15 protein-coding genes are annotated in these 17,348 nt (G+C 65.1%); 7 read left to right on the top strand and 8 right to left on the bottom strand.

Annotated features, from left to right (window positions below):
• Nucleotides 1-1,071 (bottom strand): LacI family DNA-binding transcriptional regulator, encoded by a 1,071-nt coding sequence (locus ACIBI6_RS30005; protein WP_364345512.1) that lies wholly within the window; start codon nt 1,069-1,071, stop codon nt 1-3.
• A gap of 238 nt (nt 1,072-1,309) precedes the next feature.
• On the opposite strand from ACIBI6_RS30005, the gene ACIBI6_RS30000 reads away from it, so the two are divergent.
• Genes ACIBI6_RS30000 through yjfF form a run of 4 tightly spaced genes read left to right on the top strand, consistent with a single transcriptional unit; the run spans nt 1,310 to nt 5,856 of the window.
• Nucleotides 1,310-2,269, top strand: coding sequence for an ABC transporter substrate-binding protein (locus tag ACIBI6_RS30000; protein WP_364345514.1), 960 nt, complete (start codon nt 1,310-1,312; stop codon nt 2,267-2,269).
• A gap of 13 nt (nt 2,270-2,282) precedes the next feature.
• Nucleotides 2,283-3,815 (top strand): sugar ABC transporter ATP-binding protein, encoded by a 1,533-nt coding sequence (locus ACIBI6_RS29995; RefSeq protein ID WP_396958585.1) that lies wholly within the window; start codon nt 2,283-2,285, stop codon nt 3,813-3,815.
• Nucleotides 3,812-4,846 (top strand): ABC transporter permease, encoded by a 1,035-nt coding sequence (locus ACIBI6_RS29990; RefSeq protein WP_364345518.1) that lies wholly within the window; start codon nt 3,812-3,814, stop codon nt 4,844-4,846. The genes ACIBI6_RS29995 and ACIBI6_RS29990 overlap by 4 nt, the downstream gene beginning before the upstream one ends.
• On the top strand, nt 4,843-5,856 hold the full coding sequence (yjfF, locus tag ACIBI6_RS29985) for a galactofuranose ABC transporter, permease protein YjfF (RefSeq protein WP_396958584.1): 1,014 nt from the start codon (nt 4,843-4,845) through the stop codon (nt 5,854-5,856). The genes ACIBI6_RS29990 and yjfF overlap by 4 nt, the downstream gene beginning before the upstream one ends.
• A 41-nt stretch (nt 5,857-5,897) precedes the next feature.
• On the opposite strand, the gene ACIBI6_RS29980 is transcribed toward yjfF, so the two are convergent.
• Genes ACIBI6_RS29980 through ACIBI6_RS29950 form a run of 7 tightly spaced genes read right to left on the bottom strand, consistent with a single transcriptional unit; the run spans nt 5,898 to nt 12,940 of the window.
• Nucleotides 5,898-6,641, bottom strand: coding sequence for an SDR family NAD(P)-dependent oxidoreductase (locus ACIBI6_RS29980; RefSeq protein ID WP_396958583.1), 744 nt, complete (start codon nt 6,639-6,641; stop codon nt 5,898-5,900).
• Nucleotides 6,638-7,987, bottom strand: a complete 1,350-nt coding sequence (locus ACIBI6_RS29975; RefSeq protein ID WP_396958582.1) for an FAD-binding oxidoreductase — start codon at nt 7,985-7,987, stop codon at nt 6,638-6,640. The genes ACIBI6_RS29980 and ACIBI6_RS29975 overlap by 4 nt, the downstream gene beginning before the upstream one ends.
• Nucleotides 7,984-9,537, bottom strand: coding sequence for a styrene monooxygenase/indole monooxygenase family protein (locus tag ACIBI6_RS29970; RefSeq protein WP_396958581.1), 1,554 nt, complete (start codon nt 9,535-9,537; stop codon nt 7,984-7,986). The genes ACIBI6_RS29975 and ACIBI6_RS29970 overlap by 4 nt, the downstream gene beginning before the upstream one ends.
• Nucleotides 9,519-10,424: an aminotransferase class IV gene (locus ACIBI6_RS29965; RefSeq protein WP_396958580.1), complete on the bottom strand. Its 906-nt coding sequence runs from the start codon at nt 10,422-10,424 to the stop codon at nt 9,519-9,521. Before ACIBI6_RS29965 ends, ACIBI6_RS29970 begins: the two co-directional genes overlap by 19 nt.
• Nucleotides 10,421-11,497 carry a GNAT family N-acetyltransferase gene (locus tag ACIBI6_RS29960; RefSeq protein ID WP_396958579.1) on the bottom strand — a complete coding sequence of 359 codons (1,077 nt, stop codon included), beginning with the start codon at nt 11,495-11,497 and terminating at the stop codon, nt 10,421-10,423. The genes ACIBI6_RS29965 and ACIBI6_RS29960 overlap by 4 nt, the downstream gene beginning before the upstream one ends.
• Nucleotides 11,494-11,907 carry a nuclear transport factor 2 family protein gene (locus ACIBI6_RS29955; RefSeq protein WP_364345533.1) on the bottom strand — a complete coding sequence of 138 codons (414 nt, stop codon included), beginning with the start codon at nt 11,905-11,907 and terminating at the stop codon, nt 11,494-11,496. Before ACIBI6_RS29955 ends, ACIBI6_RS29960 begins: the two co-directional genes overlap by 4 nt.
• Nucleotides 11,900-12,940 (bottom strand): cupin domain-containing protein, encoded by a 1,041-nt coding sequence (locus ACIBI6_RS29950; RefSeq protein WP_364345535.1) that lies wholly within the window; start codon nt 12,938-12,940, stop codon nt 11,900-11,902. Before ACIBI6_RS29950 ends, ACIBI6_RS29955 begins: the two co-directional genes overlap by 8 nt.
• 686 nt (nt 12,941-13,626) lie before the next feature.
• Here ACIBI6_RS29950 and ACIBI6_RS29945 point away from each other — a divergent pair.
• The 3 genes from ACIBI6_RS29945 to ACIBI6_RS29935 all read left to right on the top strand — a co-directional run bounded on the left by ACIBI6_RS29945 (nt 13,627) and on the right by ACIBI6_RS29935 (nt 17,172).
• Nucleotides 13,627-14,604 carry a transcriptional regulator gene (locus ACIBI6_RS29945; protein WP_396958578.1) on the top strand — a complete coding sequence of 326 codons (978 nt, stop codon included), beginning with the start codon at nt 13,627-13,629 and terminating at the stop codon, nt 14,602-14,604.
• Between the two features lie 94 nt (nt 14,605-14,698).
• Nucleotides 14,699-15,637, top strand: coding sequence for an LLM class F420-dependent oxidoreductase (locus ACIBI6_RS29940; protein ID WP_364345719.1), 939 nt, complete (start codon nt 14,699-14,701; stop codon nt 15,635-15,637).
• A 332-nt stretch (nt 15,638-15,969) separates the two neighbouring features.
• A complete protein-coding gene (locus tag ACIBI6_RS29935; protein WP_396958577.1) occupies nt 15,970-17,172 on the top strand; it encodes a 2-deoxy-scyllo-inosose synthase in 1,203 nt (400 codons plus the stop codon).
• Nucleotides 17,173-17,348: the final 176 nt, after the last annotated feature.

Raw genomic sequence — 17,348 nt, 5'->3', positions numbered from 1 at the left:
TCACCGCTGGGCCGGTGCCGCCGTGCTGTCGCGCGTGACCAGCGTCGGCACCACCGACGGCGATGCCGGTTCGGCGGCGGTGCCGTCGAATTCCAACAGGCGCAACAACATCTGCATGCTGCGGCGGCCCACCTCGTCGAAGTCCTGTCGGATGGTCGTCAGCGGCGGCGATAGGTAGGCGGCTTCCGGAATATCGTCGAAACCGACCACCGAGATGTCGGCGGGTACCCGGATGCCGCGTTCGGTGAAGGCGCGCAGCAGGCCCAGCGCCATCTGGTCATTGGCCGCGAAGACCGCGGTCACATCGGGCTGTGCGGCGAGCAGCAGTCCCGCTTCGTAGCCGGAGCGGGCACTCCAATCCCCGCCGATCACCGGAGGAATCGGCGCACCTGCGGCCTCCAGCGTGCTTCGCCAGCCCTCGATGCGGTCGCGCGCCTCCAGCCAGTCACTGGGACCGGCGACCTGCCATACCGTGCGATGTCCCAGGTCGAGCAGATGCTGGACGGCCAGCCGGGCACCCTCGACCTGATCCACCGAAACCGATGGCAAGCCGCTGTCCTGTCCGGTCTCTACCGCGACGGCCAGCAGGCGTTCAGGCAGATTGTGCAGTGCCGCGGCGGCCGCCATCTGCGGGGCGATGACGATGATCCCGTCCACGCCCTGATCGGCCAGACTGTTCGCGGCAGCCAACACACTGGAGCGGTCCACCGTCTCCAGCGCGAAGATGCTGACACCGTAACCCGCTGTGCGAGCGGCACGTTCGATGCCGAGCAGGGTGCACGCCGGGCCGTACAGAATGGTGTCGAAACTGACCACGCCGAGCATATTCGAGCGCCTGCTGACCAGGCCCCTGGCCATGGCGTTGGGGCGGTAGCCGAGTTGCTCGACGGCGCGCAGCACTCGCTCACGGGTCTCCGGCCGCACGTTCGCGCTGCCGTTGAGCACCCGCGACACGGTCTGGTGGGAGACTCCGGCGAGTTTGGCGACATCGGTCATGACCGCCGGGCGCGCACCCGTCGGCCGAACCGCCGTTGAGATGTCCCCGGCGGCAAATCCGTCCCTGTCCCTCACATCCCACCTTCCAAGCGTCGCGTCGAATAGTCGTCCCGGTTCCCCCAGGTTAACGCTCACACAGCCGGTGGCCGCACCACGACCCGAACCACCGCACCGACCTCGGCAACCGATATCCGGTCGTCGCCATCAGATTACGGCCGTCAGAGCTCTTGACTAGAAGAATGTGAGCGCTAACACTAACAGGACTACCGCACCTCGGTGCAACGCGTTTCACAATTCGAGGGAGAGCCTGATCGTGTTGAAGAGGCTTCTGATCACCGCCAGCGCACTTGTTTTCACCGCAGCCACGGCCGTCGGCTGCGGCAGCTCGGGAAGCGACCAGACCGTACTCGGGTTCTCCCAGGTTGGCGCCGAAAGCGGTTGGCGCACCGCGAATACGAAATCGATCCAGGACGCCGCGGCCGCGGCCGGCATCCAGCTGAAATTCGCTGACGCCCAACAGAAACAGGAAAACCAGATCAAGGCGATCCGCACCTTCATCCAGCAACGCGTGGATGTCATCGCATTCTCCCCCGTCGTCGCATCAGGATGGGACACCGTCCTGAAGGAGGCCAAGGACGCCAAGATTCCGGTGATCCTCACCGACCGGGCGGTCGACTCGGCCGATACCTCGCTGTATGTGACCTTCCTCGGCTCGGATTTCGTCGAAGAAGGTCGCAGGGCGGCGAATTGGCTCGTCGACGCGACCAAGAACTCGAATGACACCGTGAATATCGCGGAGTTGCAGGGCACCACCGGATCCGCGCCCGCGACCGATCGGAAGAAGGGCTTCCAGGAGGTCATCGGCGCCGACCCGAAGTTCAAGATCATCGCATCGCAGACCGCGGAATTCACTCGCGCCAAGGGTAAAGAGGTCATGCAGGCATTCCTGGCCGCGCACCGGGATATCAACGTGTTGTACGCGCACAACGACGATATGGCCCTCGGTGCGATCCAGGCCATCGAGGAAGCGGGACTGAAGCCGGGTAAGGACATCAAGATCATCTCGATCGATGGGACGCGAGATGCCTTCCAGGCCATGGCCGACGGCAAGATCAATGTGGTCGTCGAATGCAATCCGCTGCTCGGCCCGAAGCTGATGGAGATCACCAAGGAGGTCGTCGCGGGTCACCCGACGCCCAAGCGGATCGTCACCGACGAAGGCGTCTACACCCAGGACCAGGCCGCCGCGGCGCTGCCCACCCGGACGTACTGAGCCGGAGCAGTGCATGTCGGAACCGACTGTCACACCCGCACTTCGGATGTCGGGCATTGTCAAGCGTTTCGCCGGGGTCACCGCACTGTCCGAGGTGGACCTGCGGCTGCTCCCCGGTGAGATACACGCATTGGTCGGTGAGAACGGTGCGGGCAAATCCACCCTCATCAAGGTGCTCACCGGAATTCACGACGCCGATGCTGGAACCATCGAACTCGACGGTCGCCCAGTGCGTTTCACCGGCCCGCAGCAGGCGCTGCGGGCCGGGGTGAGCACCGTCTATCAGGAGGTGAATCTGTGCCCGAATCTGTCGGCCGCGGAGAACATCTACATCGGACGGGAACCGCGGCGCGCCGGTCTTGTCCGATTCGCCGCGATGCGTCGCGATGCCGCCCGGCTGCTGGACAGACTGCATCTGAACATCGATGTGGCTGCCCCGCTCGGCTCGTATTCGCTTGCGGTGCAACAGCTTATCGCCATCGCCCGAGCTGTCGACCTGGATGCGAAGGTTCTCATCCTGGATGAGCCGACCTCATCGCTGGACACCGGTGAGGTCGAGCAACTGTTCGCGGTGATGCGCCGACTCGCCGCCGAAGGTGTGGCAATCGGGTTCGTCACCCACTTCCTCGATCAGATCTTCGAGATCTGCGACCGGGCCACAGTGCTGCGCAACGGCACCCTGGTCGGCGAATATCCGGTAGCACAACTGACCCAGAAGGATCTCATCGCGCACATGCTCGGCACGGCGTTGAGCACGCTCGACGAGATCGAGCACGAGAAGCCGGATCCCGCGGTGGTCGCGCGTCACGATCCGTTGTTGCAGGCGACGGGGATCGGAGGCCGCCGTAATTCCGTCGCGCCGTTCGATCTCACTGTCCGCGATGGCGAGGTGGTCGGGTTGGCCGGGTTACTCGGCTCCGGCCGCACCGAGGTGGCGCGACTGCTGTTCGGTGCCGACCGCGCGTCCACCGGGAATCTCCGCGTTGCGGGCACACCGACGGCGCTGCGCTCGCCGCGCACCGCGATCGACCATCGGATCGCCTTCTGCCCCGAAGATCGCAAATCTCAGGGCCTGATCCTCGACCTGTCGGTGCGCGACAATATCGTGCTCGCGGTCCAGGCCGCGCGCGGTTGGGCCCGGCCGTTGTCTGCGCGCAAGCGTGACGAACTCGTCGCCGGATACATCACCTCGCTGCGGATCGTCCCGGCCGATCCGGATACGCCGGTGAAATTCCTCAGCGGCGGCAACCAGCAGAAGGTGCTGCTGGCCCGCTGGTTGGCCACCCGGCCGAAACTGCTGATCCTCGACGAACCGACGCGCGGCATCGATATCGGCGCCAAGGCGGAGATCCAGCGGCTGGTGGTCTCGCTGTCCGAGGAGGGCATGTCGGTGCTGTTCATCTCCGCCGAACTCGAGGAGGTGCTGCGGCTGAGTCACAAGGTGGCGATCCTGCGCGATCGGCGGCTGGTCGCCGAACTGGTCAACGATGCCACCCTGACCATGGATCGGCTCACCGAAACCATTGCGAGCGGAGCAGTTTCATGACGCTTTTTCGAAACCACCTGTTCTGGCCCGCGGCGGCGCTCATCGCATTGCTGATCGTCAACGTGGCGTTCACGCCCGGCTTCCTCTCGATCCGCATCCAGGACGGACACCTCTACGGCAGCCTGATCGATATCCTGCGCTACGGCGCACCATTGGTGCTGATCTCGCTCGGCATGACGCTGGTCATCGCGACCCGTGGCATCGACCTTTCGGTCGGCACGGTCGTGGCGATCGCGGGCGCGCTTGCCTGTCTGCACATCAGCAATATGCCGAATCAGGCCGATGCCGGTGGCGTCGCCGTCGCCGTACTGATCGCGCTCGGCGTGGCGGTCGTGCTCGGACTGTGGAACGGAGTGTTGGTGGCGCGCTTCGGGATTCAGCCGATCGTGGCGACATTGATCCTGATGGTCGCCGGACGTGGTGTCGCACAGCTGATTACGTCGGGCCAGATCATCACGATCAACAGTCCGCCGTACAAGGTGATCGGTGGCGGCTATCTGCTCGGCCTGCCGGTGCCCGTCCTGGTCGCGGCCGCGGTGTTCACCGGCCTCGCGGTTTTGTTGCGGCGCAGTGCGCTCGGGCTGCTGCTGGAATCGGTGGGCGGCAATGCCGAGGCGGCGCGTCTGGTCGGCATCCGGGCCGGTGGTCTGATCGTCGCCGTATACGCGGTCTGCGCATGCTGTGCGGCCATCGCGGGCCTGATGATCAGTTCGAATGTCTCTGCGGCCGACGGCAATAACGCCGGTCTGTGGATCGAACTCGATGCGATTCTCGCGGTCGTCATCGGTGGTACCGCGTTGACCGGTGGGCGATTTCAACTCGGCGGCACCGTTCTCGGCGCGCTGGTCATCCAGACGCTCACCACCACCATCTACACCGTCGGGGTACCTCCGGAGACGACGTTGGTTTCCAAGGCGGTCGTGGTTATCGCGGTGTGCCTGATCCAGTCACCGGCGTTTCGCGCCAAGGTTTTCCGCCGTCGCCGCCAACCGGTCGGCACTCCATCGACACCGACGGGAGCGACCATATGAACGCGCTGACCGCGGCCGCGGCCAAGGCCCCTGTATTGCGCCGGGCAACGATTCGCGGACACCGCAGCCGGTATGTCCCAGTGCTGGCCACGGCGGCATTGTTCGCCGTCATCTACGGCGTCGGCGTGATCCGCTATCCGGCATTCGGCTATCCGCAGGTTTTCGTGAACCTGTTCATAGACAACGCCTTTCTGCTCGTCCTCGCCGTCGGTACGACCTTCGTGATTCTCACCGGCGGCATCGACCTGTCCGTCGGGGCGGTGCTGGCCTTGTCCACGGTGGTCTCGGCCTGGCTGGTGACCGTGCACGGGTGGCCGCCGTTGCTGGTCATGCCGCTGATGCTGGTCGGGGGCACACTCTTCGGCGCCGGTATGGGCGCGGTGATCCACTACTTCGAGATCCAGCCGTTCATCGTGACGCTGGCCGGTATGTTCCTCGCGCGCGGGCTGGCCTATGTGATCAGCACGGATTCGATCACGATCACCGACCCGGTGTACACCGACCTGGCGCAGCGGCGATTCCGGCTCGGCGGGGACGTATTCCTGACGGTGGGCATGATGGTCGCGCTGGTGATCATCGCGGCGGCCTTCGTCGTTCTGCACTACACCCGGCTGGGTCGCACCGCGTATGCGATCGGCGGCAACGAACAGTCGGCGCTCATGATGGGTCTGCCGGTGGCCAGGACCAAGGTCGCCGTATACGCGATCAGCGGCTTCTGCTCGGCACTCGCGGGCATCCTGTTCACGCTCTACACCCTGTCCGGCTGGAGCCTGCACGCCGTCGGCATGGAACTCGACGCCATCGCCGCGGTCGTCATCGGCGGCACCCTGCTCACCGGCGGCTCCGGATTCGTCCTCGGCTCGGTACTCGGTGTACTGACCCTCGGCGTAATCCAGACCATCATCAGCTTCGAAGGCACCCTGAGTTCCTGGTGGACCAAGATCTTCATCGGCGTCCTACTACTCGCCTTCATCCTGCTGCAGCGCACCATCGGAACACGCGACGGATAGGTAGGTGCCCCGGTTTCGTGCAGGTCGTGTGGAACCACCGCTCACTGCAGGCCGCCGTCGACGTCGATCACCTGTCCAGTGATCCATCCGGCATCGTCGGAGGCGAGGAAGGCGATGACCTTGGCGATGTCACGGGGCCGGCCGATGCGGCCGAGGGCTGTCGCCGCGATCAGCGCCGCACGTTCCGGCGTAGTAAGGATGTCGGCCAACATCGCGGTGTCGACGATGCCTGGGGCGACGGCGTTCACGGTTATACCGCGCGGGCCGAATTCGGCGGCCTGGCAGCGGGTCGCTGCTTCGACGGCGGCCTTGCTGGCGGCGTATGCGGTGCTGGTCGCCGCGATGCGGCGGGCCAGGCCGGAGGAGACGTAGACGATTCGGCCGCCGGCGCTCAACTGCTCGGCCGCGGCCACGGTGGTGAGGATGCCGCCCTCGACATTGGTTTCGAAATGCTCGGCGAGATGGTCGGCGTCGATGTCCTCGGTCAGCCCGCGTCGATAAACTCCCGCGTTGTTCACCAGGATGTCCAGTCGCCCGGTGTGCCCAGCCGCCGTGTCGATCAGCTGTCGGCGCTGGTCGGCATCCCGTAGGTCGGCCTGCACGAGGTAGGCGGATCCACCGCTGGATTCGATGGCGGCGGTGACGGTTTCGGCCTCATCCCGATATTTTTCGGACTGATAATTCACGATGACGGTGGCACCGCGTCCGGCCAATTCCACCGCGGTGGCCGCCCCGATGCCGCGGGACGCCCCGGTAACGATGGCGACTTTCTGCTCGAGCCTCATTGACCGGCCTCCGGGGGGATATTGCGATTGAAGCGGAACATGTTGGCGGGATCGTAGATTCGCTTCAGCGACCGCAATCGCGGATATGCGGCACCGTACGCACCAGGAATGCGATGGTCCTCATCGTCGTCGAGGTAGTTGACATAGGCGCCCGGCGCCGCGTGTGGTGCGACGGCGGCACCGAACGCCCGGGTCCACGCCACCTGCGCGAGATCGTCCTCTGCGGTATCCCAGCCGTTGACGACGAGAAACGAATAACGAGCGGTACGTCCGCCGAATGCGGTGTCGCGCTCGGGTACTCGCCCCACGGCACCGCCCAGGTGTTCCAGGAAGATCTGGGTAAACGGAGCGCTGAGCGTGCGGCACTGCTCGACGATCACGTCGACGACATGGTCGCTCAGCTCGGACAGATAGTGTCCGCGCAGGTGGTAGCGAGCGCCGGGGGGTGTGCTGCTGTCATGAACCACCTGCAACTCCGCGGTCCCCATCTCCCGCACAGAGTCGTGCTGTGGAATTCCGAGCGGCGCGAGCGGCGCCAGGATGTTTGCCATTGCGTCCGCGGCTCCACTGTGGCACAACCCGATTCCGACGCTGTGGCTGCCGTCCGGGTTACCGGAGTAGTAGAAGTGGGTGACCAGTTCGTCACCGGCGCGGGCGGTGATCTCGCGATAGGCCTGCAGGACGGCGCGGGCCTTCGTGGCCGGGTAGAGCATGACACCGGCCACTACTCGGTCGACCGGATGCAGCCGCAACGTCAGCGCGGTCACCACGCCGAAATTCGATCCGGCTCCGCGCACCGCCCAGAACAGATCGGGCTCGGTGTCGATGTCGACGGTGCGGAGTCGTCCGTCGGCAGTCACCATCTGCACGGCCTGGACGTTGTCGCACGCTGTCCCGTAGCGGCGCATCAACCAGCCGAGACCGCCGTGCAGGGCGAATCCGGCGACGCCGACGGTCGCGACCGAGGCGCCGGTGGTGGCCAGCCCATAGCGGGCCGCGGCGGAGACGAGACTGCCCCAGCGCACTCCGGCCCCGACCCGGGCGAGGCGGCGGTCCGGGTCGATGCTGATGCCCGACATGGCCCCGGTGGATGCGACGAGCGCATTGTCGGGCATCGACCGGGCCGCCACATCGTGACCGGCGCCCACGACCGCGAGCGGGATGCCCGCACCGGCGGCGAAGTCGACGACGCAGCGGACATCGGTGGCGTCGGCGCAGTCGGCGATGAGGGCGGGATAGCGACTCAGCCCCTTCCATATCCGTCGCCTGTCGTTGTAGGCCGGGTGGGTCGGATCGACGATGCGCCCCCGGAAGAATGCGGTCAGTTCGGGCGCACGGACGGTCATGGGGCCTCCACGGGTGCAGGAGAGCGGTGGTGGACTACTGCCGCCCAGTTGTCGTGTTCGCGATGCCACAGCGTCGAGCAGTACAGCGTGCGGTGCCGATAGGTGATCAGCTGTGTGCTGTCGTTCAGTGGCAAAACCGTTGCCTCGGTCACGCTGGCTGGCGCGCCGGCTGCGGATTGGTCACCCGGCCAGGTGTCCAGGGTGTGGCATCCCTGCGCCGTGACCAGCAGTGCGTCCGGAGCGAGCAAATCGCCGGAATCCGCGTGACCGAGCAGCTCGAGCAGGCGCCGCTCCCGCTCGACGATCATGAGATCCGCGGCGCGCTGGGTGATGCCCGGCGCCTTTCGGCGGATGAACGCGGCCGCCTGCTGCGCCGTGGCCAGCGAACCCCACATCGCTGGCGGGTCATCGAAGTTGTCGAGGAACGCATCGGCGAGGTCCTGGCTGTCCGCGGCCGCCCGGAGCACATCGATGACATGGCCCGGTGGTGGACCGAGCGCCGATCCCGTCCATTCGGTGACATCACGGGCAAGGTCCCAGAGCCGCTGTTCCCATCGATGACAGAACTGCTCGTCGAATGCGGTGTCGGCGTCGATCATCCGGCCGAGTTCCCACGCCGCGGCCACGGCGAGGTTTGCTCCCTGCCCGGTGACCGGATCATTGAGTACCGCGGCATCGCCGACCGCGATCGCGAAGCGGTGGGTGCCCAATCGGGTCCAGGGCCTGCGGACCGTCGGTGTGATCGCCCCTTGCAGCAGATCCAGCGGGCGAGTGAGGGCGAACCTGCGGGTATCGAGGCGTTCGAGAATCTCGGAATCGACCTCGCGCAGTAGCTCTAGTACCACCCGCGCGCACCCCGACGGATCGTCGTAGTACCGCGCGCGCAGGCGGTTCGCCCACGGGCCGTCGCAGACGGCCTCGAAGGTGATACCGGCAACCCGGCCGGCCACGGAGTGCACCGGTGTCTGGAAGATCTCGCCGGCTCCGGGCACGATCTCGAAATGCATACCCAGCGGATCCGTATGCGCCACACCGTGGAACAGCCCGGCGAGAATCAGCCGAGCGGGGTGCTCGGCGGAGCGGGATGCGATACGTGGAAACAGGGAATCCACGCTCCGGTGGCCGGTGGCGACCACCGTCGAGTCATGTTCGGACGCGGAACGGGACACCGCCACCTCTGGGTCCGGAACCGGCACGATCGTGCCGCCGCGTTCCTGATAATCGGCCAGCAGCCGTGGCAGGTAGAGGCGGAAGTCGACGTAACTGGCCTGGTGGGAAAGGTTCCCGCAGAAGGCGATCGGCGGATCGGTGTGTACGCGCACATGTGCGCAATTCATGCCGAAGTCGGGAAAGTTCCAATGATCGACGCCGAGCGTCTGCTCGCGGGCCCTGGTCCGGCCGAACCGGCAGACGTTGTTGGGCAGGCGCCCCGCCCGGATCTGTTCGGGGCTCTTGTCGGCATACAGCGTGGTCGAGATGCCGCGCTGCTGGAGCTGCAGGGCCAGATGCAGCGCGGATATCCCGGTGCCGACTATGCCGATGCCGTACATGGCGACTCCTCCCCCTGCTCGGTACCGACCAGTTGGATGTAGGCATTCGCCAGCATCCGGGTGAGGATGCCGTCGGCGCGAAAGGCGGTGTCGCGGAACCAGCCGACCGAACGTACGCCGACCGCGGTTCCGGTCACGAACACCTCGTCGGCGATCACAAGATCGTTCGGGGTCAGCCGAATCTCGCGCGTCACGATGCCGCTGCGTGCGGCCAGCCGGAGCACGGTTTGCCGGGTGATTCCGTTGAGGAACGTGTGCGCCGGCGGCGTTACCAGTTCACCTCGGCGCACGAGAAAGATGTTGGAACCCGTGGTTTCGGCGATCCCGCCCGTATGATCGAGCAGCAGCGCGTCGTCGAATCCGCCGGCCCGGGCTTCGGCCAGCGCCAGTGATCCGACAAGGTAATTCGCCGAGGTCTTCGCCTGCACCGGCGCCATGGTAGGGGTCGGCCGGGTCCACCGAGACAGGCCGAGCCGCAGCGGTTTTCCGTCGTCTAGCGCCTGCTTCGGCCATGCCAGCACAGCGATGGCGAGATGCACGGTGGTGCCGGTCGGATCGATGCCGATCACTTCGTCCCCACGCCAGACCACGGGCCGGATATACGCCTCCGCGAAGTCGGCAGCGGCGACGGCGGTTTCGATCGCGTCCGCTATCGCCGTCGAGTCCCAGGGCAGTGCGATCCCGATCGCCTCGGCCGAAGTGCGCAGGCGGTTCACATGGGCCGACAGCGCGAAGGGGCGGCCGCCGAAACTCCGGATCCCCTCGAAGACGCAGGCCGCATTGTGCAGACCGAAGCTCAGCACTGGCAGATGTGCCGCGGCGGGGTCTACCAGCGCCCCGTCCATCCAGACAGCGCCGACCCGGCCCGCAGTGGTCAATCCACTCATACCCGTGCCTCACTGACGCTTCCTTGCGCCAACAGCACGGTGCGCACGCCGTGGCGATCGACGGCGGCGCGCAGCATGGCGACGGCCGTACCGATCGAGGCCTGCGCCGCCGCGCGCACCGCGTCGAATTCCCTTGTCGGTGTTCCAGCAACGGATCCGATGTGGTTGCTGACCACATGGAAGCGGTTGGCGCCCAGCTTCAGCTTCGTCAACTGCGCACCACGGCCGAGGTTGAACCGGTTGACGCCGTGCGCCGAACCCCAGTGATAAATCCGATACAGCGCCGCGGCATAAAGGTTCTGCGCCCCCGGCAGTGCCGCATGATCGATGCCTTGGACCAGGGCTTCCACGGTATTCGACTCGGGATAGTGAAGCGCGAGCACGGCCTGTACAGGTGTACCGTCGCGGCGGCGGTGCAGGAATACGCACATCCGTTCGCCGAGTGAAGATTTGGCGAGGTTGTGCAGGATCGGTAGGGCGAAGTGATTGCGGGTGTGCCCGTACTTTGCCAGATTCATCCGGTGCAGCCGATCGAAGGCCAGCAGGATGTCCTCGTCGATCGCCGAACCGGTCACCACGTCCCACTCGAACTGCTCGTCCGCGCGTCGGACCAATCGGCGCAGTTCCCGAAAACGTGTCCCGCCCAGTAGTTTTCGCAGGTCGTGATCGATGTCGTCGGCGGCGACGAACTCCGCTTCGATGAACCACGGCAGGTCGACGAAGTCGTGCCGAGCCAGCACCTGGCCGGCGTCTTCGTCGCGAACCACCGGGCACAGCAGCCATCGGGCGCCACCGGCGGCGCCCTCGTGACGGGCGGCGTCGAGTTCGGACTCGCTGGGAGCAGACGTATGCGGGCGGTAGAAATAGCCGCCGGTGAGCAGCGTGGGGTCGGCCGTCGATTCGATGCCCAGTGTGTCGACCACGGCCCGCCAGTGCAGGATCTCTCCCAGCGGGACAACGAGATTCGGCGTCTCATAGAGCTGGCATGCCGCCTGCCGCCACGGTCGAGTGTCGGCGCAGGGCTGCTCTGTGCTGACCCATCCTGCCGGACCGCACACGAGGGAGCGGGTCATGTCGACTCGCCCTGTTCGCTATCGCCAGGCGCCCGTGGCGTTTCGTGATGAAACACCGCCTGCCAACTACCCTGTTCGAGGCGCCACACGCTGCTGCAGTACACGACTCCCGGCAGCGGTTTGCCGTCGAATTCGCCCCATTGCCGCAGGCGATAGGTCAATGCCGCGACGTTCCCACCGGCCGGCACGACCCGAAGCTCGTCGACCATGAAACCTGCGCCATGGTCGAGCGCATCGAGGGCGTCGATGAGATCCCGTTGCCGCACCAGGCCCATCGTGGCGTCGAATCCGAAGCCATCCGGGTGCATCAGCTCGGACAGGGTCGCCTTATCCCGGCCGAATACCGCCGCGAGCACGCGGAGTTCGCGCTCCTCGAACCGGCTGCGCAATTCGTAGCGGGTATCAGGCATGGCCGACCAGAGCCGCGCGCTGTGCGCACTCGGCGATCCGTTCGCCCAGCAACTCCATCATCTGCCATCCTTTTCGCAACATCTCGCCGACCTCGTCGGGAGTCCAGTCCCGCTGCTCGGCCAAGGCCCGATAGCCCATGTCCATGTGTTCGGCGTCCGCACCGTCGTGCAGCTGGAAGTACCGGCTCTCCGGGAACGACGGCAGCCCGGCGGCGTGGAAGACCAGCCCGCTGCCTTCGAGCACCAGATGCGACAGGACCGAGCGCTCCACACTGGATCCCGAGGTCATGCGGTCGAGGAACCAGGAGGAGATTGCGGCAATCACCGGGTCCCAGCTGGCCGGGCGGTTGTCACGCATGCGCGCCAACAGTCGGTTGTGCCCGATCTCCTCACCGAGATGTTCGTCCGCGAGCGCACGCCCAGGGCCGTCACCCTCGCCGACCACTCGGGCAGCGATCACCCGTTGGAATGCGTCCGACCAGCCCTGCAGATGGTCCAGCATGCGGTCACGCACCTGCGGCGGGTGCGCGCCGATCTCGCTGATCAGTCGCACCAGTGCATTGTTCTCGAAGGTCCGCAAATGCGCATCGTTCTCGGCGCGCACGGCCGCGATATCCGGGCGGTCACCCGCGAACGACACCCGCGGATCGTCCGGATTCTCGTACAAGCCCGCGCCTTCGAATTGGATCGACAACGCCCAGAACCCGGTCGGCGGGGTGCCGATGAATCCGTGCCGTGCGCCCGAAGGCACCACGACGATATCCCCGGCGCGGATCTCGGCAGTGATATCGCCCAGCGTCCGGCCGGTTCCTTCCGCGACGACGATCATGCTCTTGGTCGGGTGCTGGTGCACAGACAGCTCCTCATCCGGCTGCAGCCGGACCCAACTCAGTGACAGCCGGGAGAATTCGGGAACGAATTTTCGCAGTGCGGGATTTCGATGGAAATCCTTGAGCAGGCCTATGTCATGGACCGTGCCGTCGACGACCACGGATGTGATTTCAGGTATCGCCTCACGCGCGACAACTTCCATGTAATTCCTATTCCACACTGCGCGGCGATCCCGGCAGAAACCTGCCGCGGGCGGATGTGCCCGAGTCCGCGATGCCGACTTCTCTCATACTGTGTCGTTGTCGGTCGCGCCGGACCGTACCGATTCCGGCTGACGGTGAATTTAGGACAGCCGCTCGCAGGGAACATCCGCCAATCGGAACGGGAATATCCGCATTGTGCGGGCGCACCACCGCGCCGGTTGATGTCCGTGCGGGTGATCGTTTCTCTGCGAGGAACATTTCGTTACAGGGACATTACAGAGCTACGGCTTTCCGTGTCTGTCACAGAGCCGCTGACCCGATGTTTCGGAGCGACTCCCACCAAATCTCGTCTTCGAACGGGGTTGGATTCCCCAATTCTGTACCGAGATTGCGGTCCGCAGCCGAAGGTGCGGATGTTTCTGCTCGATCTGGCGGATGTTCTGCGGGTGCATCCGCCATAACGTGCCAAGTGTCGGGCGGTGGGCGATACACGCTCCAGAACTGCATGCATCGAAGGTCGTCGAACAGATGCCATCGCCCGGGGCAGAGTAACGATACATTAAACTGGAGGATCTTCCGGCATAAGGATAATACACACAGCTTCTCCGGCGGGTCGTTACGGCATTAACTCCGGAGTTGATCTTCCGCGCATACGACAGTCTTCGAACAGGTGCTGGAGCAGAAGATGGGTGTCGAGAAAAGTCAGCGCAAGGGACTTTCGGAAAAGGTTGTCGCAGTCGGTGTCGAGCGAATTCGTATTTCGGGGACCATCCGGGTCGGTGGGGTGAGTTCCCGGCACCTCGGCGTGCTGGCGCAGCTGCCCGGTCCATTGCCGCCGATCGTGGTGCACCGCGCGACGATGGAGGTGATCGACGGCGTCCACCGTCTGGTGGTCGCCCGCCGACGGAAGGCGGTGTCGATCGATGTCGTCTTCTTCGATGGTGCGCCGCAGGAAGCGTTCGTGCTCGCGATCGAACTCAACAGCGCTCGCGGACTCCCGTTGTCGCTTGCGGATCGCAAAGCCGCAGCCGGACGGATGCTCGCGGATTTTCCCGAATGGTCGAACCGGCGGCTGGCCGAGCTGGCCGGATTGTCCGACAAGACCATCGCCGCGCTGCGACGCGGGTCAGGTGCGGAATATTCGCACCCGACCCGGCGGATCGGGCGTGACGGCACGGCATACCCGATGGATGCGAGCGCGCGCCGGCGACGGGCCCGAGAATTCTTGGAAGCCGATCCGGCGGCATCGACTCGAGAGATCGCGTCGGCGGCAGGTATCTCGCCGACTACCGCGAAGGACGTCCGACGGCGTCTGCGGGTGCAGCTCGGTGCCGCATCGCAATATCGGCGGGATGGTGAGGTGGCACCGGAAGCGTCGCCCGCTGGCCTCGTCACCGGGTCAGCGAGACGTCCCCATTCGCCCGATCGCACACTGATGGCGCACCGTCTGCGCGCCGATCCGTCCTTGCGTTTCACCGAGGTAGGCCGAAAGTTGTTGCGGTTATTGGCGATTGCCGATCCTGCGCCGGAGGAATGGCAATCGATGGCCGACAGTGTGCCGCCACACTGTGCATCCGCGGTTGCCGAACTTGCGAGGTGCTACGCGGAAAGCTGGGCGTCGCTGGCGGACTCGGTAAGTCGTCACCTCGGCACCGACACCTGACCCACTACGAGGGCAACTGCCGGGCCGCGCCATCGAGATACTCGACACCTGGATGTGAAACATGAACACGAGCACCGGCGCTTCGTCCGAACGGTTGGACCTACGGATCTTCACCGAGCCCCAACAGGGGGCCGACTACAGTCGGCTGCTCCGCGCTGCGACAGCGGCCGAGGACGCCGGTTTCGACGCATTCTTCCGGTCCGACCACTACCTGAGGATGGGGATGGCGTCCGGGCTCCCCGGATCTACCGATGCTTGGATCACGCTCGCCGGCTTGGCACGGGAAACGACCCGGATCCGGCTCGGCACCCTGGTCACCTCCGCCACCTTTCGGCATCCATCCGTGCTGGCCATCTCGGTGGCGCAAGTGGATCAAATGTCCGGCGGCCGTATCGAAGTCGGCCTCGGCTCGGGCTGGTACGACGCCGAGCACATCGCCTACGGTATCGAACTGCCCGATTTCGGTACGCGCTTCGACCGCTACGCCGAGCAATTGGAGATCGTGACCGGCCTGTGGGAGACGCCCGAGGGTGCGACATTCAGCTTTCACGGCAAGCACTATCGACTCGAAGACGCTCCAGCCCTACCCAAACCGACGCAGCGCCCGCGCCCGCCGGTCATCATCGGCGGTGTCGGCAAGAGGCGCACCCCGGCGCTGGCGGCCCGCTTCGCCGACGAATTCAACCTACCCTTCGTCGACTCCGCCACGGCCGCGGCGCAATTCGAGCGAGTGGACGCGGCGGCCCGGAAGTTGGGGCGCGACCCGAAGGAGATCATCCGCTCGGTCGCCCTCACAGTGTGTGTGGGCCGTGACGACGCCGAGGTCGCCCGCCGTGCCGATACCATCGGCCGCGAGCTCACCGATCTGAAGCGGCGCAACGAGCTGGTCGGCACCCCCGCCGAAGTCGTCGACAAGATCGGCCGATATCGCGAGGCGACCGGTATCACCCGTCTGTACCTGCAGTACTTGGATCTCTCGGACCTGGACCACCTGGACCTGGTCGCCGCAGAGATCGCACCGCAGCTGGACTGATCCCGGCGACACACGGCGGCGATCAACCCTGGCGGCGACCCCGCCGCCGCACTGGCCAAACCAATCTGTGGCCCTTTTCACATAATCGCGCGGGTATCGTGCATTATCGAGATGTCGCACCCGAATTCGCCATTCCTGACCCTGGGAATATCTAGCCCGAGGGGCGGACGCTCTTATACCATCGCGCTGACCTGAAATCACAGGAGTTTCCCGGCGGGGCTTTCGGTCGACGACGATCGAGCCGATTTGCGCGCGAAATTCATGGACTATGGACCGGCTATCGCTCGCTTATCGTGCTGCCGTCCGTCGTAGAGTTAGCAGGAGTAGAACCGATGGTCTCGATCGCACAAGAACTCGTATCGCATCCGCGCATGCAACAGCGCCACATACGGATCGGCGAGTCCTCGTTTCCATATCTGTTCGGCAGCAACTGTCTCGACGCCATCGGCGAGACCCTGGATAAGCTCGACGCGGACAGATTCGTAGTCGTTACCGACGACCATGTCTTCGGGCTACACGGGCAGACATTGCTGCGCGCCCTCGGAACCGAGACACCCGTGACGGTTCTCCGCCATGAGCCAGGCGAATCCATGAAGACCCTTTCCTGCCTGGGTGAGCACATCGAGCAAGCCTTGCGAGATGGCGCCACGCGGAGATCGGTGGTCGTCTCATTCGGTGGTGGAGTACCGGGAAATCTGGCCGGGCTCATGGCCAGTCTGTTGTTCCGTGGGGTTCGTCTCGTTCATATACCGACCACAACTGTCAGCGCGATGGATTCGGTGCTGTCACTCAAGCAGGCCATAAATAGTCAGGTCGGCAAGAATCATGTGGGAAGTTACTACACGCCGACCGCAGTCCTGACCGACGTCGAACTTTTCACCACGCTATCTGCCCGGGAACTCCGCTCCGGACTCTGCGAGATGACCAAGAATTGTCTGGCCATCAAACCCGCAATCATTTCCGAACTACAAGAAATCTTGGCCACAGCGAACCTCGCCGCACCGGAGTCGCTCCTGTGGCTGTTGGATGCCAGCATCAGCGCGAAGGGGCAGGTAACAAAGAACGACACATACGAACGGAAGGACGGCCTCGTTCTCGAATACGGTCATACAGTCGGGCATGCCATCGAATTGCTGGACCATCGGCAACGCGATGCCGATGGGCTCTCACACGGGGAGTCCATCGCACTCGGCATGTTGATTGCCGCGCGAATATCGTTCGCGCGCGGGTGGCTGACGGACACCGACGTCAGCATCCACGACGAACTCGTGACAAGCCTCGGCGTGCGGACGACGATCCCGGACGGCGTCACGCCGGATGGCATCATCGACACGATTCGTGACGACAACAAACGGGGATACCTGCCACTGGCGGACGATGCCGCGGCTTTCGTGCTCCTCGAACAGCTCGGCCGCCCCGCACGATCGGGTGGCCTGCCGCTGGTTCCTGTTGCCTTCGACGAGGTATATGACGCATTGGAAGCGTTCGAAGCCGCGGGAACCGAGATGGCAACCCTCGGGGTTACCGGCCGATAGGCTGCCGTCGTGGCCGTCGCCTCAGCCCGGAACTCGCGGCAGGCGGCGGCCAGAAGCAGGTTCGTCCCCGACTGTGGTATCAGCGACCCAATATTGAATCCGACGTCAACTTCAACTACCCTCTGAGCCATCCGGCAACCGGCGCTCGAACGCGGACGCCCCGGTCAGCGCGCATG

The sequence above is a fragment of the Nocardia sp. NPDC050412 genome (genome assembly GCF_044458825.1).
GTDB lineage: Bacteria > Actinomycetota > Actinomycetes > Mycobacteriales > Mycobacteriaceae > Nocardia.
The sequence above is the reverse complement of the archived record's forward strand: the minus strand, read 5'-3'. Positions and strand labels throughout refer to the sequence as shown.

What these genes read in the sequence shown, in the direction of transcription:
- ACIBI6_RS29995 (WP_396958585.1), top strand. Translation starts at nt 2,283, where the DNA reads ATGTCGGAACCGACTGTCACACCCGCACTTCGGATGTCGGGCATTGTC.
- ACIBI6_RS29990 (WP_364345518.1), top strand. Translation starts at nt 3,812, where the DNA reads ATGACGCTTTTTCGAAACCACCTGTTCTGGCCCGCGGCGGCGCTCATC.
- yjfF (WP_396958584.1), top strand. Translation starts at nt 4,843, where the DNA reads ATGAACGCGCTGACCGCGGCCGCGGCCAAGGCCCCTGTATTGCGCCGG.
- ACIBI6_RS29980 (WP_396958583.1), bottom strand. Translation starts at nt 6,641, where the DNA reads ATGAGGCTCGAGCAGAAAGTCGCCATCGTTACCGGGGCGTCCCGCGGC.
- ACIBI6_RS29975 (WP_396958582.1), bottom strand. Translation starts at nt 7,987, where the DNA reads ATGACCGTCCGTGCGCCCGAACTGACCGCATTCTTCCGGGGGCGCATC.
- ACIBI6_RS29970 (WP_396958581.1), bottom strand. Translation starts at nt 9,537, where the DNA reads ATGTACGGCATCGGCATAGTCGGCACCGGGATATCCGCGCTGCATCTG.
- ACIBI6_RS29965 (WP_396958580.1), bottom strand. Translation starts at nt 10,424, where the DNA reads ATGAGTGGATTGACCACTGCGGGCCGGGTCGGCGCTGTCTGGATGGAC.
- ACIBI6_RS29960 (WP_396958579.1), bottom strand. Translation starts at nt 11,497, where the DNA reads ATGACCCGCTCCCTCGTGTGCGGTCCGGCAGGATGGGTCAGCACAGAG.
- ACIBI6_RS29955 (WP_364345533.1), bottom strand. Translation starts at nt 11,907, where the DNA reads ATGCCTGATACCCGCTACGAATTGCGCAGCCGGTTCGAGGAGCGCGAA.
- ACIBI6_RS29950 (WP_364345535.1), bottom strand. Translation starts at nt 12,940, where the DNA reads ATGGAAGTTGTCGCGCGTGAGGCGATACCTGAAATCACATCCGTGGTC.
- ACIBI6_RS29945 (WP_396958578.1), top strand. Translation starts at nt 13,627, where the DNA reads ATGGGTGTCGAGAAAAGTCAGCGCAAGGGACTTTCGGAAAAGGTTGTC.
- ACIBI6_RS29935 (WP_396958577.1), top strand. Translation starts at nt 15,970, where the DNA reads ATGGTCTCGATCGCACAAGAACTCGTATCGCATCCGCGCATGCAACAG.